The organism is Eubacterium oxidoreducens, from assembly GCF_900104415.1.
GTDB lineage: Bacteria > Bacillota > Clostridia > Lachnospirales > Lachnospiraceae > Eubacterium_C > Eubacterium_C oxidoreducens.
The window spans coordinates 1-15,639 of the sequence record NZ_FMXR01000028.1 but is presented as its reverse complement, the minus strand read 5'-3'; the positions used below and the strand labels follow the sequence as shown (position 1 = coordinate 15,639).

Annotated in this window: 16 protein-coding genes; 11 read left to right on the top strand and 5 right to left on the bottom strand. The window is 39.9% G+C overall.

All coding sequences use genetic code 11. The features are described 5' to 3' along the window. On the bottom strand, positions 1 to 225 hold a 225-nt coding region (locus BLS20_RS13310), incomplete at its 3' end, for a hypothetical protein (protein ID WP_479723615.1). A gap of 88 nt (positions 226 to 313) precedes the next feature. On the opposite strand from BLS20_RS13310, the gene BLS20_RS13305 reads away from it, so the two are divergent. The 3 genes from BLS20_RS13305 to BLS20_RS13295 all read left to right on the top strand — a co-directional run bounded on the left by BLS20_RS13305 (position 314) and on the right by BLS20_RS13295 (position 2,736). Next, positions 314 to 1,021, top strand: coding sequence for a TrbL/VirB6 family protein (locus tag BLS20_RS13305; protein WP_143010279.1), 708 nt, complete (start codon positions 314 to 316; stop codon positions 1,019 to 1,021). Between the two features lie 5 nt (positions 1,022 to 1,026). Beyond that, positions 1,027 to 1,656 carry an ATP-binding cassette domain-containing protein gene (locus BLS20_RS13300; RefSeq protein ID WP_090174833.1) on the top strand — a complete coding sequence of 210 codons (630 nt, stop codon included), beginning with the start codon at positions 1,027 to 1,029 and terminating at the stop codon, positions 1,654 to 1,656. A gap of 402 nt (positions 1,657 to 2,058) precedes the next feature. Continuing rightward, positions 2,059 to 2,736, top strand: coding sequence for a DUF3800 domain-containing protein (locus tag BLS20_RS13295; protein WP_090174832.1), 678 nt, complete (start codon positions 2,059 to 2,061; stop codon positions 2,734 to 2,736). 348 nt (positions 2,737 to 3,084) lie between these two features. On the opposite strand, the gene BLS20_RS13290 is transcribed toward BLS20_RS13295, so the two are convergent. Then, positions 3,085 to 3,711, bottom strand: coding sequence for a hypothetical protein (locus tag BLS20_RS13290; RefSeq protein WP_090174831.1), 627 nt, complete (start codon positions 3,709 to 3,711; stop codon positions 3,085 to 3,087). Positions 3,712 to 3,862: 151 nt separating this feature from the next. Next, positions 3,863 to 4,270: a helix-turn-helix domain-containing protein gene (locus BLS20_RS13285; RefSeq protein WP_278286175.1), complete on the bottom strand. Its 408-nt coding sequence runs from the start codon at positions 4,268 to 4,270 to the stop codon at positions 3,863 to 3,865. Positions 4,271 to 4,438: 168 nt separating this feature from the next. Between BLS20_RS13285 and BLS20_RS13280 the strand changes: the two genes are divergently transcribed. From BLS20_RS13280 to BLS20_RS13265, 4 genes are all read left to right on the top strand, one after another. Next, on the top strand, positions 4,439 to 4,633 hold the full coding sequence (locus tag BLS20_RS13280) for a LysR family transcriptional regulator (protein ID WP_090174829.1): 195 nt from the start codon (positions 4,439 to 4,441) through the stop codon (positions 4,631 to 4,633). A gap of 114 nt (positions 4,634 to 4,747) precedes the next feature. Next, the gene (locus tag BLS20_RS13275) at positions 4,748 to 5,002 is read left to right on the top strand and encodes a hypothetical protein (protein ID WP_090174828.1); all 255 of its coding nucleotides are present in this window, start codon (positions 4,748 to 4,750) and stop codon (positions 5,000 to 5,002) included. Positions 5,003 to 5,082: 80 nt separating this feature from the next. Further along, positions 5,083 to 7,581 (top strand): response regulator, encoded by a 2,499-nt coding sequence (locus BLS20_RS13270; protein WP_090174827.1) that lies wholly within the window; start codon positions 5,083 to 5,085, stop codon positions 7,579 to 7,581. Positions 7,582 to 7,601: 20 nt separating this feature from the next. Further along, on the top strand, positions 7,602 to 8,945 hold the full coding sequence (locus BLS20_RS13265) for an ABC transporter substrate-binding protein (RefSeq protein WP_090174826.1): 1,344 nt from the start codon (positions 7,602 to 7,604) through the stop codon (positions 8,943 to 8,945). Here the strand turns inward: BLS20_RS13265 and BLS20_RS13260 are convergent. Beyond that, a complete protein-coding gene (locus tag BLS20_RS13260; RefSeq protein WP_090174825.1) occupies positions 8,942 to 9,529 on the bottom strand; it encodes an Hpt domain-containing protein in 588 nt (195 codons plus the stop codon). The two genes, BLS20_RS13265 and BLS20_RS13260, sit on opposite strands and share 4 nt — an antisense overlap. Before the next feature lie 123 nt (positions 9,530 to 9,652). On the opposite strand from BLS20_RS13260, the gene BLS20_RS13255 reads away from it, so the two are divergent. Further along, on the top strand, positions 9,653 to 10,666 hold the full coding sequence (locus BLS20_RS13255; RefSeq protein WP_090174824.1) for an HD domain-containing phosphohydrolase: 1,014 nt from the start codon (positions 9,653 to 9,655) through the stop codon (positions 10,664 to 10,666). Positions 10,667 to 11,224: 558 nt separating this feature from the next. Then, entirely contained in the window at positions 11,225 to 14,182 is a 2,958-nt protein-coding gene (locus BLS20_RS13250) for an MBG domain-containing protein (protein WP_090174823.1), read from the top strand. 41 nt (positions 14,183 to 14,223) lie between these two features. Here BLS20_RS13250 and BLS20_RS13245 read toward each other — a convergent pair whose 3' ends face one another. Further along, entirely contained in the window at positions 14,224 to 14,571 is a 348-nt protein-coding gene (locus BLS20_RS13245; protein ID WP_090174822.1) for a winged helix-turn-helix transcriptional regulator, read from the bottom strand. Positions 14,572 to 14,787: 216 nt separating this feature from the next. On the opposite strand from BLS20_RS13245, the gene BLS20_RS13240 reads away from it, so the two are divergent. Then, on the top strand, positions 14,788 to 15,306 hold the full coding sequence (locus tag BLS20_RS13240) for an SRPBCC family protein (RefSeq protein WP_090174821.1): 519 nt from the start codon (positions 14,788 to 14,790) through the stop codon (positions 15,304 to 15,306). Between the two features lie 108 nt (positions 15,307 to 15,414). Beyond that, positions 15,415 to 15,639 (top strand): hypothetical protein (locus tag BLS20_RS13235; RefSeq protein WP_479723615.1); only part of this gene is annotated, 225 nt, incomplete at its 3' end.

Here is a 15,639-nt window from a genome sequence, read left to right as displayed (position 1 = left end):
TGAATATCCAAGACATCCTGCTTCATATCCGCATTCAATATCATATGTATCGCTTACCCCAAGTTTCAGTTTTAATTCCTCAATAAACATAAGGATGTTCTTATAGTCTGGCGTTACCTGGATGTTTGCAAAAACACGATCCTCTGCTCCGATTACCGGCTCCATTGCACATAAAGTATAGTTTGTACTATGGACATCCATACCGATTTTGATTATTCTATTCATAGGTGACCTCCTTTTGTATGCGGTAATCCCTGTTACCATTTGTCTTTCTCGACTTGTAGTATACAGGTAAATCCACGTTGCTACAAATGTGAGGTCACTTCATATTATCTATTTGGGCGTAAAAGATAAGAACGGAAATAACCTGCAGCTGAAAGGAGATGGCGAGTATTTATTGATCCCGGAAAATTTGTGGGAAAAACGTGATGAAATAGAAGAATATGAGGAAGTAGAAGAGGCAACGGCCATATGTATTCCGAAAGGGCAAAGGATTATGAATCTGGAGAATCCGGGGAAATATTCATACAATTCTGTGATTTGGGTAACCAAATTAGAAAAAATGGCATCCATCGGTTATGGCGAAGTGTTGGTGACGGAAAATGTGGCAAAGCAGGTAGAGCAGAAGCTGCTGAAAATGGGATATGAAGAGGCGGATGTTCAGATGGAGCCCTTGAGTGGAGAATTGCGGACGCACATAGCAACGTATCAGGTTGAATTGTTTGAAAAGATTATTTATTTCGTTGTTCTCCTTTTCGCATATATTCTTGTGGATATAAGTTTGTTTGTGATTTATTACGAATTCAAGAAAAAGAAAATGGCGGTATACAGTTTGTTGGGTAAAAAGACCGTAAGGGATATCCTTACATTTCTGATTTATAATGCCGCAATTGTGCTTGTCGTATCCGGAGTGGTAAATAAAACATTTATGCTTGTTGTGATACCTGAAACTGTAATTTTTTATGTTATCCTATCGAAAAAATCATTTGAAAGTATAGGTTCTGTGATTAAAGGGAGATAGTTATTATGAATGCGATAGAATTAAAAAATATATCAAAAAAATATGGAGATAACAAAATATTTGACCATTATAATCTGGAGGTGAAACAAGGAACGTTTCTGGGGATTAAAGGAAGAAGCGGGCGCGGGAAAACAACCCTGCTGAATATAATGGGCCTGCTGGAGGATTATGAGGGAAGCCTTAAAGTTATGGGAGAAGAAGTAAAGCCTAAAAATAAGAAGAAGCGAAAAGAACTGCTGGAAAATGTAATCGGTTATTTGTTTCAAAATTACGCCTTGATCGATGATGCGAGCGTGTATGAAAATCTTAAAATCGTAAGCAAGGAAAAAAACAAGAAAAAAGAAAAGGCACGGATGTTAGATGCTCTTGAAAAAGTCGGAGTCGCCGGAGATTATCTAAATAAAAAGATTTATACCTGTTCCGGAGGAGAGCAGCAAAGAATTGCCGTAGCAAGGCTGATGCTTAAAAATTGCGAAATTGTTCTTGCGGATGAGCCCACCGGAAGTTTGGATGAAAAAAATACTGAAATTGTGATGAAATTATTGACTCAATTAAATGAATCCGGAAAAACGATTGTTATGGTTTCCCATGACGATGCCGCACTTTCCTATTGCAAGGAAGTCATACAGATTTAAACCGAAAGGGGGCCTAAGCGGCAGTTCTTTTGCCCATAGGACGCTTTCTCCTTAGGTATATATTTTTACCGCACCGACCCGGATGCGCACGGATTCGGATATGAATTTGTCAGCTAATGCTGACCCGAATCCGGCGCGCAAGACTCGCACGCGAGTCTTGACAAATGTTACCTGCGTCGAAAGTTGAGACTTGCAAATTTTTAAGCTGCGTAGTATGACACGCCGTTTCCCAATTTTCCGGATATGGCGTGTTGGGTTCCGAGATTTGCGACACGCCGTCTAATGGAAAAGTGTTGAAAAATAATAATTTATTTGGTATTATAATCTTACTTAGGGCTGGTCGAAAGACCCGGGTCCACATAATGACGGGCGGGACGCCCGTCGTTTTCTTTTAGGAGATATATGCGCGAACTTAGTGTTTTTGTTGATGAATCGGGGGATTGGGGCGAATATAGGCATCATTCTCCATATTATATAATTACATTTGTTTTCCATAATCAGGATATAGATATTTCGGATGATTTATCTAAACTTGATGCTGATCTTATGAATGTTGGTTATTCCGGTCATTGTCTTCATGCAGGACCAATTATACGAGGAGAGGAAGACTATAAGGATGTCGACATTATAAAACGTCAGCGAATCCTGAAAAAGATGATGGGATTTATTCGACGTATGGATATTCAGTATAAATTGTTTTATATTGAGAAAAAACAGTTTGATAATTCTTTGGAAGCCATAGGAAGAATAAGCAAGCAATTATCCATTTTTATTCGTGATCACTTACAATTTTTCTTTGGGTTTGATATCATCAAGGTATATTATGATAATGGACAGACCGAAGTTAACAAGATTTTGTCATCAGTGTTAAATGCCCTGTTGGATAACGTGGAGTTTAAGAAGGTGCTGCCAAGGGATTACAGATTGTTTCAGGTGGCAGATTTTATATGTACGCTGACGCTTGTAAAATTGAAGATGGAGCATAAGGAAATGTCTCGATCTGAAATCACTTTCTTTGAAAATGAGCGTACACTGAAGAAACAGTATTTAAAGCATTTGGATGCAAAGGAGTTGGGGTAAAAGCTCAAAGTACTGTTTGAGTAATAAAAGGAAGAAAATATAGATAATACGTACAAAAGATTAACAAATTTGCTAACAAAAGCAATCAAAAACAGGTCACTCTATAGACTCCTTGCGGAGATGGAATAGTTCCAAAACAAGAAAACACATTCCACAAGCCCTATAAATAAAGGGTTTGTGGATTTTTTGTTGTCGCCAGCGATAATAAAATGACAATAAAGTTTACTATTTTTTCTGAAAACTGTTATAGAGAGTTCAGAACTGAACTGAAAAAAATAGCCTTTTTGATTCTCCTTAAAGACCAGAAGACCCTGCGGTGTCACCGCAGGGTTAAATACCTCCATGTTGTTAATTATTAAATCGAGAAGAATCAATAGGTGTTGTTTTTGGATCGTAAATGTAATTGACTAAACCATCTCTACCATCGGAAGCAAATGTACCTATTTCTTCATAAATACATAGTTCTAGTTTATCTGCAATTAATTTAGCTAAATTAATCACGTTTTCCTTACACTTAACCATGTTTTCTTGTGTAAAATAATCTATTAAATTCATATTTCCAAAAGTGATAGGAGGTATATCAGTACCATCTCCAATAAATGTTATTTTTAAATGAATTAATTCATTTCGGATGCGCGTTAATTGACGATAAATATTCCATTCATTACGAGATTTTATATCAGAAAAGTCCTTCTTGTAATATAAGAATATTAAATCTATTTTTTCCTCAATATTTAATCTCAATAATTTTTCGCTTTCGCAATTCATGCATGAATTCAAAATCGTATTTAACAAGCTTTCAAAATAGCAGTTCAATAATGTTAAACAGACAAAACCATTCTCTAGGTTATTACAAAAGGCATTTTCATCTACAAAAGAATAATCGGTATAGTTAGTGTTGGTCATTTTATCAATATGTTCATTAGCAACTTTTGTTGATAAATATTCCATGTTTAGATAAATTCCCCAAGCCATAATTATTAATTCCTTTCTAATCTTTCAAATTAGCCTTTCTAAATCTCTTCTTTGCACCAGAGATACTTTTATCCACTTCTACTGCCTTTTCGTTTTCTGCTTCCAACAAGAAGTCAGCTGTATCAGTTGCAAAGCTTAAATACTTTGCCTGTCATAGAAGATATGTATCTTCGTCTATTTCATTATTAGTAAATTTCTCATACATAGTTGCACAATGAGAAAGCATTCTCTTTAAGTTGTTTAGTGGGGCAACAGTCTTATCGTCTACATCCAAATCTGATGATACTTCCAAGTATACTTTATCATCTATAACCGTTGGAGTAAGTTCCAATGTCTTTTCAATAGCAAATAAAAATTGAAGTGAGCTTGCAGCTGAAACCGGATTAGGAGTTGAAAGCACATAAGGAGATATTTCCAAAGCATTTGCTATTTCAAATATTGTATCTTCATCCGGAGAACGATTTCCCAGCTCATAATTTCTCACAGTCGATTCATTTAAACCGGAAGCAATTCCAAGTTCCTTTTGAGTCATTCCTGCAATCTGTCTGTAGAATCTAATCTTTTGTCCTTAGTTTGCCATTGCAAGGTTTTTGGCGTTTGTTGAGAAATTTTTTTTCATCTTTTTTACCTTCCCATATCAATCTATAACTACTCGTATTGTACCGTATACAGTTCAAAATCGTGATGTTTTGAGTAATGAAATTTTAAACGAAAGAAGCTGATAGTTATGAACGAGAACACATACGTAAGAGCAAAAGATGTTGCTAAGGAAATGGATATTTCTGAAGGTATGGCTTACAAGATTATTCGTAAGCTGAACGAAGAACTTAGAGAACAGGGATATGTAACTGTTCGAGGTAGACTCAGTAGACGCTATTTTGAGAAGCGTATCTACGGTACAGATAATAATGAAATTGAATAAGGAGGTAACACACTATGGTTTTTAAGAATGAGAAAACAGGTAAATGGGAAGTGAGATGTTACTACAAAGACTACACCGGCAAGCAGCAGCTATGTCCAAGAAATATAAGGATTAATGGCAGTTGATAGAATGGAAATTTGTTTTTTGGGATTTGCCGAGTCGGATAAGGGAGCAGCAAGGTGGTACAGCAAAGATTCGGGACAATCAATTTGTTTTGTAGAAGATACTGATGAATTAGAAAATAGCGGAGCTGATACCTACGTTATTCTTGCAGACAAGATTGAGGAAAATTTGCTTAATGAATTAGAGAAAAAAGAGGGCGGGAGGTGGAATTTAAAATTTCAATTTTGGAGATTTTCGAGACTCTAAGTGTAATTCAAAAATAATTGTATTTTATGGTATAATTTAACTGTATTTATTTGTAAATTGATTTTTACAGGGGATGCAGAATGAAGAAAAGATATATTGTACTTATTAATATCATCATCGTAGGTTTGATTCTTTTTATCATTGCTAAATATGCCAACGATAGAGCGGTTGAGTCAAACTCTGCTTCGATTGCGTCTTTTGAGAAAATGACCACTACCACAGAGCAGATTATTGCCAATTATTTGGAGGACGAGCAGCATCTTTGCGACATCTGGTCCAACTATATAAATGGGTCTGCGGAAGCGGGAACCCCCATGACGGTGGATGAGGCCATTTCTTATATTCGAAAAGCAAAAATTTCTCCTGAAATATCAGGACATCTAATTTATATCGATGACGGATCCATGGCGGGTATTTCCACTTCTGCCAGCACTACGGATGCATCGGATTATTCTGTCGATTATTCCCGTATTTCTATTTTTGAAGATCACGAAATTAGCAATGTAAACGGCGTGGTAAATTTGACAAGGGCTTATACAAATCCTTTAAACGGAGTACAATCCATTGCTTTTTTAAATAACGTAAAAGTTTTAGATAATGAAACAGGGGCCATGCGGAACGGACTTCTTATTCGAGTGGTACCGGTGAGTCGTTTGGAGCAGAAGCTTGTTTTTTTGAAAGGGGAGTATGATAACGTAGAAATCTCCCTTATAGATCGGGATGGGGACTATATGATACATGGGAAGTCTCTTAAAAACAGCAATTTCTTTGAATACTTTAAATCCTATAATCCAATGTCAACACAGGAATATGAGCGGGTGATAAATACCATCCTCACAGATATCGGCTCCATGCATATTCGAAATTCCAAGAGAGAAGATAGTGTGATTGCCTATACTCCTTTGAGCGGATTAAATTCCTGGTATCTTATTGCATATATCCCGGCAAAAGAACTGGCAGTAAGCAGGTCCATTGACTGGCTTCTTTTGGGAATTGTAATAGTGGGATTACTGGTGCTTTTGGTTTTTAATCTGCGGATTCTTCGTGGTTTCAATCGAAAGCTTACGGTTGCAGCAGAGGCTGCTAATCAGGCAAACGTGGCAAAATCCCATTTCTTGTCTACCATGTCTCACGATATCCGTACTCCTATGAATGCCATTATTGGAATGAATGAGATGATATTAAGGGACAGTCATGAAGAAGATACCTTAATGTACGCGGAGAGTATTCGAACCGCAGGAAATACTCTCCTTGGAATCATCAATGATATTTTAGACTTTTCCAAAATTGAAGCCGGCAAGATGGAACTGATTAATGTGGACTACAATGTGGTATCTCTTTTAAACGATCTTGTGAATATGGTTCAGGTTAAGGCGGAGGAAAAGGGGCTTGCCTTTGAACTTGATGTGGACAGAAACGTTCCTCGAATTATGCACGGGGATGAAATCCGAATAAAGCAGGTCATTACCAACATTCTTTCCAATGCAGTGAAATACACAAAAGAAGGCAGTATTGTTTTTTCCATGTCCTCCACCAAATGTGAAGACAGCCCGGATGAGGTGATTCTTCATGTACAGGTAAAAGATACGGGAATTGGTATTAAAAAAGAGGATTTGGAAAAACTCTTTGTAGCCTTTGAACGAATTGAAGAAAAGAAGAATCGGAACATCGAGGGTGCCGGTCTTGGAATGGCCATTGCCCAAAGTTTTTTAAATATGATGGGAAGCAAGATGGTGGTGGAGAGTGAATATGGAAAAGGCTCTGTCTTTTCTTTTGACCTTAGGCAAAAAGTTGTGAAATGGGAGCCTTTAGGTGAGTTTGATGCGGTGTTTAGACGTTTCTTTAAAGAAAGAAAACAGTATAAAGCGCAGTTTACGGCACCAAAGGCAAGGATACTTGCTGTAGACGACACGGAGGTGAACCTTAAAGTATTTATCAGTCTTCTTGCTAAGACCGGGATGCAGATTGAAACTGCAGACAGTGGAGACGCCTGTATTGAATTGTTTAAGCGAAATTTCTACGACGTGATTTTTTTGGATCATATGATGCCAAACAAAGATGGAATCGAGACTTTGAAAGAAATGAAAGGGATTACGGATACGCCTAATAAGAATACCCCTGTGATATGTCTTACGGCCAATGCAGTTTCCGGAATGCGAGAAATGTATATAGAAGCCGGGTTTACAGATTATTTGACCAAGCCTATTGATACGGGGCGACTGGAGAGTATGCTTCTTATGTATCTTCCGGCAGACTTGGTTGAGCCGATAAAAGAAGATGACGGGAAAGAAACCGCTTCTCCGAAAACACTGCGGACCATATTAGTAGTGGATGAGGATGTTGCTTATTTAAAGCAGGTGCAGCAGTGGCTGTCTGAAGAGTATAAGGTTGTGGTGGTCAAAACAAAGGAACAGGCACAGAAGTATTTAGAAAAGCATGAGGCAGAGTTAATACTTTGCGATGAAGGTTTTGATTTGGCAAAGGAATTTGAACGGGTAAAGATTCAAAACAATCATTTCAAGGAATTTAATCGGGCAGAGTTGATTTCCCAGGTGAGGGAGTTTTTTCAAAAAAGGTAATGGAATAGAAAGGAGAGCGTATGAGTACAAAGATTAGGATTATCGTTTCTATGGCGCTTGTGACAGTGCTGACCTTGGGGATAATGGGATGTGGTCAGAACCAAACGCAAGAGGTAAGTCAGGATCAGAAGGACAGTCAAAACCGGGAGGTTAGTCAGGCGTTCGCACCCAAATATTCATCGGATACGGAGTTTAAGATTTCAGTAGTCGGAACTTATTCAAACTTTGAATCTTTAGAAAGTGCTTTTGAACGTTTCTATGCGTATTATCCAAATGGTGAGATCGAATACACTTATCTGGATGATTATGGTAATACCATTGTTCATGCCTTGGCAGGTCAGGAACCTCCGGATATTTATGTGATTCAGCCGTGGATGTATGGAAATGACCAATATGAGCTGCTTTTTGATTCAGCAGAAAATCTTTCTGATGAAACACTGGAAATGAATTTGGATTGTATTCGTTCCGGAGTCAGATGGGAAATGGATGGGGAAACGCTGGCCCTTCCTATATTTGCCACTTCCTATGGAATGCTGGTGAATCGGGATATTTTTGAAAAAGAAGACCTTGATATTCCGACAAATTATGATGAACTTGTAGCAACCTGTGAAAAGCTAAAGTCAGCCGGGTATGATTCTCCTGTTATGGGAGCCAATGTCTCTACGACACCCGGAATCGGATACACTTTTTCATATCCCATGTTTGCAAAAACTGTTATGGATGACAGTAGTATAGAAGCGGATTTGAATGAGTTGAATCCTGCGGCAGGGGAAGCTATGAGAGAAGCTCTTACCAGACTAAAAGAGTTTGTGGACAGTGGATGCATTGATATTGATAAGTGCAGCGCAGAAATTGAAGATGACTATAATGGCGTTATTATGAGATTCTTTGAAGGGGACGTTCCTATGATGCTTTGCTCCGGTGACATTGTGTCCGGTACGAAAAAACGGGAAAGTAAATCAGAGGCATTTTCGGAAAATCCTTTTAAGTATGATTTTTATGTAGCACCTTCCGGAGATCAGGGGGGCTATTATATGGACTCCATTTCCATTTTGTTTGGTGTAAATAAAAACAGTGAAAATCTGGATATGGCCAATGAATTTATGAGGTTTTTAACAAGTGAAGAAGAACTTGGCCTTATGGCACAGGAAAAAAGACTGATTACGCCCACCAAGGATTATTCTTTGGATGAAGTTTATGCATCTTTGGCAGACTTTCCACAGGAACGGACGATTACTTTTAGTGATGTGGAATTACTGGATACTGCAGTAAAGCAGTATCGTTCAGCTGCCTATGGGGTAATCAATGGTGAAATGACAGTAGATGAAGCGGTGGCCAATTACGGAACTTTGCCTACAGATTAGTTTTCAAGGGAATCTATGATTTCTGTAGATAGTTCTTTGGCTTCATCATAATCAAGATTTGACACCAGTCGATGTAAGGATTTGAATTTTTGGGAAAGCGCCTCGGTACTGTGATAATTCAAAAGCTGCTGAGAGGCTTCTTCAGCTTTTGTCAAATCAAAGTCATCCATTGCAGTAAGGAGGTTTTGCAGGTGATGAAAAATCTCTTCTTTATCGAAGCCCTTTGGGGAGATATTGTCATTTTGGACAAAGGGCTCCAGATAGGGCTTTAAGGCACGGAAAGAATTTAAAATCTCAGGGGTTAGTTTCATTATTTCCTCCTGACGGTTTTCTTTTCCAAGCTTTTCTAAGGTAAAGAATTGTTCACCAAGCTCTGCAGCACCTATGGTACGACAGGTGGTTTTTAGAGAATGAACCAAAATGGTATAGTTTTTAATATCATTTTCCTTTATATAGGTTTCTATCAGATTGCTTTTTTCATCTATAAGGTGATATACATCACAAAGAAGTTCTGTGAAGGTTTCCAATGAACCGCAATTCGTGATGGCTTTATTGGTATCGATACCGGGAATGTTAATACTCATAAAAGACTTCCTCCTTGATTGTTGATGGCAGTACTATAGTTTGAGTATACCATGTTAAAGGTGATTGATAAAAGCGTTTTCGATATCATTTAACCGGAAGAATAGTTCTTAGGGGAGGTAAAAATGATTCCACAGATTATAGTTGTTGACGACGACCCAATTATTTTAAAAAGAGCTTGGAATACGCTTACGGAAGCCGGGTTTAAAGTTGTTGTGCTTAAATCCGGGAATGCGCTTTTGGAATATATTGAAAAGCAGCCTGCGCCAAATCTTATCCTGATGGATATTAATATGCCCCAGATGGACGGATTTGAAGTGATTCAGAAGTTGAAAAAGAGCAAGGCGGACTGGAGAGATACGCCGGTAATAATTATAACGGCAAATGAAGATGAGGAAACGGAGACCATGGGTCTTACCCTGGGGGCTATGGATTTTATTCGAAAACCCTTTGTGCCCAGTGTTCTGGTGCTTAGGGTACGGCATGCTGTGGAACTTACAGAGCTGCAGCGGAACCTGGAGACTCTGGTGTATGAAAAGACAAAGGAAAATGAAAACCTTTTTTTACACGTGGTGGAAAGTCTGGCAGATGCTATTGATGCAAAGGATAACTACACCAATGGTCATTCCGGAAGAGTCGCCTTGTATGCAAAAGAAATAGCAAAACGCTATGGATATGACGAGAAGCAGCAGGAAAAAATCTTTATGATGGGGCTGTTGCATGATGTGGGGAAAATCGGTATTCCGGATGAGGTCATCAATAAACCGGGGAGACTTACAGAGGAGGAATTTGCCTGCATTAAAAAGCATCCCGCTATCGGAGACAAGATTTTAAGCAATATCAAAGAAATGCCGGAGCTGGCTGCTGGGGCGAGATATCATCACGAACGGGTTGACGGCAAAGGTTACCCGGAGGGACTTTTGGATGAACATATTCCGGAAGAAGTCAGAATCATTGCTGTAGCGGATGCATACGATGCCATGACCAGCAATCGAAGCTACAGAGGAGTGCTTCCCCAGGAAAAGGTCAGAGAAGAAATTGAAAAGGGAAAAGGGAGTCAGTTTGATCCCACGTTTGCAGATATTATGTTGGAAATGATTGATGAAGATTCAAAGTATCTTATGAGAGACCGGCAGTAGAACAAGAGAGTACAAAAACCTTATTGTGCTTCGCGCCTTTACAAAAACCTTTTCAAGTGTAACAAAGAAACGAAAAACAGCACTGTACCAGTGATTGATACGGCGCTGTTTTTGTTTTGTTTACCTTCGTAATCTTGTAGCTGTTCCCGGCACTGTCTTTTACGTTGGCATTGATTGTCGCTGTGCCCTTCTTTACCTTTACCTTTACGAGCTTAACTTTCCCCGCAGCAATCTTCTTGTACTTGGAACTGAGCTTGCCGGTGGAAGAGGTACCGGAATTGGCCGTGCCATCGGTTGTTGTGACTGTGTCATTATTGGTTGTAGGTATAGAGGAATGGCATTTGATAGCATAAAATGATATAATTTAAACGATTTTGTTTAGGATGATTATTCCTAGACTTGTATTTTGGGGAAAATATTTATGGAGGGGGTTGACTAGGGATGACGCAGTTCGCCACGCTCAAGCATGCAAGGCATAACTGCGTTTTTTTTGCCCAAAACCGTCTGATTTTTCCTGAAATGAGTTAAGAGAAATAAAATGATAGGAGAGGAAGTATTATGAATCGAAAAAGTAAGAACGTAATAAAATGCATAATGACATTTGTGCTGGCATTGGCCATGGTATTGGGAGCGATACAGTTGCCGTTTATATCGGAGAGTAAGACGGTACATGCCGCAGAAACAACACTCTCGGGTAGTGATAACTACACAGCAAATAACGGAGATGTGTTGACAGGCTCGACCAGCGGTACAGTAACGATTGCCAGCGATGCCAATGTCACGCTAAGCGATGCCACCATAACCGGCGGCATCATATGCGACGGTTCTGCAACGATTACTCTTGTCGGAACAAACAGTGTGACGGGAATAGATGCTCAATCAGCCGGAATTCAGATTGGCGGCAGCGGTACTACACTCACCATCAAGGGGGATGGCTCTCTGACAGCAAATGGTGGATATGGGTGCGCAGGCATCGGTCTGAGCCGTGCTTGGGATGATAACGTTACGGGTGGCGATATTGTCATCGAGGGAGGAAACATCACAGCCAACGGCGGCAGTAGCTGGGGGGCTGGCATCGGTACAGGTGTTGCTTATATTGAAAAGACTGCAACACTTGGCAACATCACCATCAAGGGCGGCTTGGTAAAGGCAACAGGTGGGTCGGATTCTGATGGTATTGGAACAGGATATACCTATTCCAGCGCTACCAATACCATCGGCACTGTGACCATCTACGACGACATCGACCTCGTTGATGCATCAAGCATCAAGGACTTTGCAAACGTAGTCTACATGCACGAAACAACCGATGTGACTGCCAATAAGACCGGCTACTTCACCATCACTGAGGACGGTGACCGTCGCAGTATTATGCAGAAGGACGATACCGACTACAACGTTACTATTGATGCTGACATCACATGCGGCACGGTGACGGTAGACAAGACCACAGCAAAGGCAGGAGAATTTGTTACACTTACCATTACCCCTGCGTCAGGCTACGGTCTGCAATCGTTTACTGTTAAAGATGCATCGGATAATGATGTGTCTGTATCAAACAATAAATTTATCATGGTGAGAGGCGGCGTGACCGTAAGTGCGACCTTTGTTCGGACTACGGCGGCATTCAACGAAACAACAGGTGTGCTGACGTTAAACGGCAATGTTGTTGCAGACGAGGTAAAAGCATATAGAGCAATAAAATCTGAAAGTGGTTACATAAAAGAATGGAGCCGTGTAACTTCTGTTGTCTGCGAGCCGGGAACGGTGTTGCCTGCTGATTGCTCAGAATTGTTCTTGGATTACTTGAATGAGAGTGAAGAACTTACCATTGACCTGAGTAATGCCGATGTATCAGGTGTTACCAATATGTCCAAAATGTTTGCTTCATCTTCTGTTACCACTATCTATGTCAACAGTGCGTGGAGCATGGAAAACGTGACATCGTCCGATCTGATGTTCTATTGCTGTACTGAATTAGAAGGCGGCAACGGAACGGAGTGGGAGGATGTTGAATTTTCTTTTTATTATAGCAACGGCTGGGATTGGGAAGCCGCTGATGTCGCAGCCGGCAGCAGCACTTATGCAATTATTGATGGAAAGGACGGACAGGAGGGCTATCTGACACACAAAAAAGGAACGCCCGTAATCACAACTGCGCCTTCTGCCAAGACTGACCTTGTCTATAACGGAGAGGAACAGGAGCTAATAACAGCCGGAACAACGAATTTTGGCGATCTCTTAAGCTACAGCCTTGATGGTGTGAATTACAGTGCAGACATTCCAACAGAAACAGATGCTGGAACTTATACCGTTTATTACAAGGTCGAGAATAGTGATAACTGGAATGAAGTTCCGGCGCAGACGATTGAGGTGACGATTGCCGCAGCTCAGAAGGCCGTGACCAGTACTGACATCAACATCACCATTCCGGCGCAGACCTATACGGGCAGCGTATTGACCCCTGCCATTACCGTGAAGGATGGCGAGACAGTGCTTACTGAGAATACGGACTATACCGTGACTGCTCCGAGCGGAACACGGAAGAATGCCGGCAACTACATCTATACAATCACGGGCATGGGTGACTATACAGGTGAGACAACGGCAACATTTACCATTAACCCAAAAGCTGTTACGGTTAAGGCTGATAACAAGAGTATGATTGTTGGTACAACTCCTGAGCCGGAACTGACTGCAACGGTAAGTGGTACAGTCGGCAATGATACGGTCAATTATTCGCTTGTCCGCGAAGCTGGTACGACAGTTGGAACCTATACTATCACACCGAGAGGTGATACAGAGCAAGGAAATTATACGGTAAGTTACCAAACAGGTACATTTACGATAACGAGTAAGGTGACCATAACGACCAATATGGTCAACCTTTCCTATACGAAAACGGCCTATACCGGAAAGGCATTAGAGCCAAAAGTGACAGTTGAGAATGGTTCAAAAACGCTTACAGCCGGAACGGATTATACAATATCATATAAGAACAACAAAAACATAGGTAAAGCCACTGTAACGATTACCGGAAAAGGCTCTTATACCGGGGTGGTTAATAAGACTTTTACCATAAGTGCTCCTGCAAAAGGAAAGGTATTTACCGTTTCAAAATGTAAATACAAGATTACCGATGCAAAGAAGTATACGGTAAGTATTACCGGCACGTCGGTAAAGGGTAAGCTGACCATAGGTTCTACAGTAAAAATCGGCGGCAAGAGCTATAAGATAACGTCAATCGCAGAAAAGGCATTTAAGAATAATACAAAATTGACATCTGTAGTAATCGGCGAGAATGTCTCAGCCATTGGCAAACAAGCTTTTTATGGTTGCAAGAAATTAAAGACCATTGTCATTAAGACAACGAAGCTGAAAGCTAAAAATGTTGGCAATGCTGCCTTTAAGAAGGTATCATCTTCCGTGAAGGTGACTGTCCCGAAAGAAAAGAAGAACGATTATAAGAAACTTTTGAAAAAGAAGAGCCTGCCGGCGAAAGCAAAAGTGCAATAAAGCCGAATAACAATTGAATAAAGAAAAGTATATATTCCTTTTTATTCTTCAAATGTACCAGCCATATAGGTGCACCCCCAATTGCAGATGGAATCGATAACTTCTGTGAGCGTTGTCCCTCTTTCGGTAAGTGAATATTCTGTCTTGGGCGGAACAACAGGATATACTTTTCGGTTGATTAATCCATCGGACTCTAATTCCCTAAGCTGCTGTGTCAACATTTTGGCAGTAGCTTGGGGAATTTTTTTTTGCAATTCATGGTATCTTAAAGTGCCATCATGGATTAGATGATATAGAATAGTCATTTTGTATTTTCCGCCTATTTGAGAAAGAGTAGCCTCTACAGGGCAATGAAATTGCTTTTTTGCCTTATCCATTTTTTTTGCCATAAAAATTCTCCTTTTTTCAATTCTGATTTAGATCATAATTTCAGTAAAATACAGTATTCTTTATAGTTTCTTAAAGTATAGTATAGCACATAAAAGAAACTATTTTACAAAAAAGTACGTTCTTGCTGATTGGATTGTAAGGGGGGGTAATATGACATCATCAAGTTGATCAACGAGAAATTTTATGAAAGAAATAGAAACAAGGAGGTATAAAAAATGTTAAATGAAATCAAATGGCCGGAGGGCTACTTGCCGGGAACAACCGATAATTTTGCATCGAATGAGATTATTGTAAAAGGTATCACAGCAAAGGATGTATTTGAAAATCTTATTGATACATCCATTTGGACTTCCTATTATGACAATGCATCAGATATTGAGTTTCATAATACAAAAGGAACTGTTCTTGAGGCGGATACGAAGTTTGCATTCAAGACATTTGGTTTTCCTATCGAGGCTGAGATTGTAGAGTTTGAGGCTCCGGCAAATGGCAATCCGGGTCGTCTTGCGTGGCACGGATGGGCGCAAGGCGATGCGGATCACAGATTAGATGTGATTCATGCATGGTTACTTGAAGATCTTTCAGAAGGTCGGGTAAGAATTCTTACACAAGAGTCACAGAAGGGTAAGCCGGCAAAGGAGCTTTTTGAGTCAAAGCCGGATCCCATGAACGAAGGACATCAAGATTGGATTAAAGGACTTGCGGCAACAGTACTCGCGTCAAAGAAGAAATAGATAATATGAAGTGACCTCACATTTGTAGCAACGTGGATTTACCTGTATACTACAAGTCGAGAAAGACAAATGGTAACAGGGATTACCGCATACAAAAGGAGGTCACCTATGAATAGAATAATCAAAATCGGTATGGATGTCCATAGTACAAACTATACTTTATGTGCAATGGAGCCGGTAATCGGAGCAGAGGATCGTGTTTTTGCAAACATCCAGGTAACGCCAGACTATAAGAACATCCTTATGTTTATTGAGGAATTAAAACTGAAACTTGGGGTAAGCGATACATATGATATTGAATGCGGATATGAAGCAGGATGTCTTGGATATTCA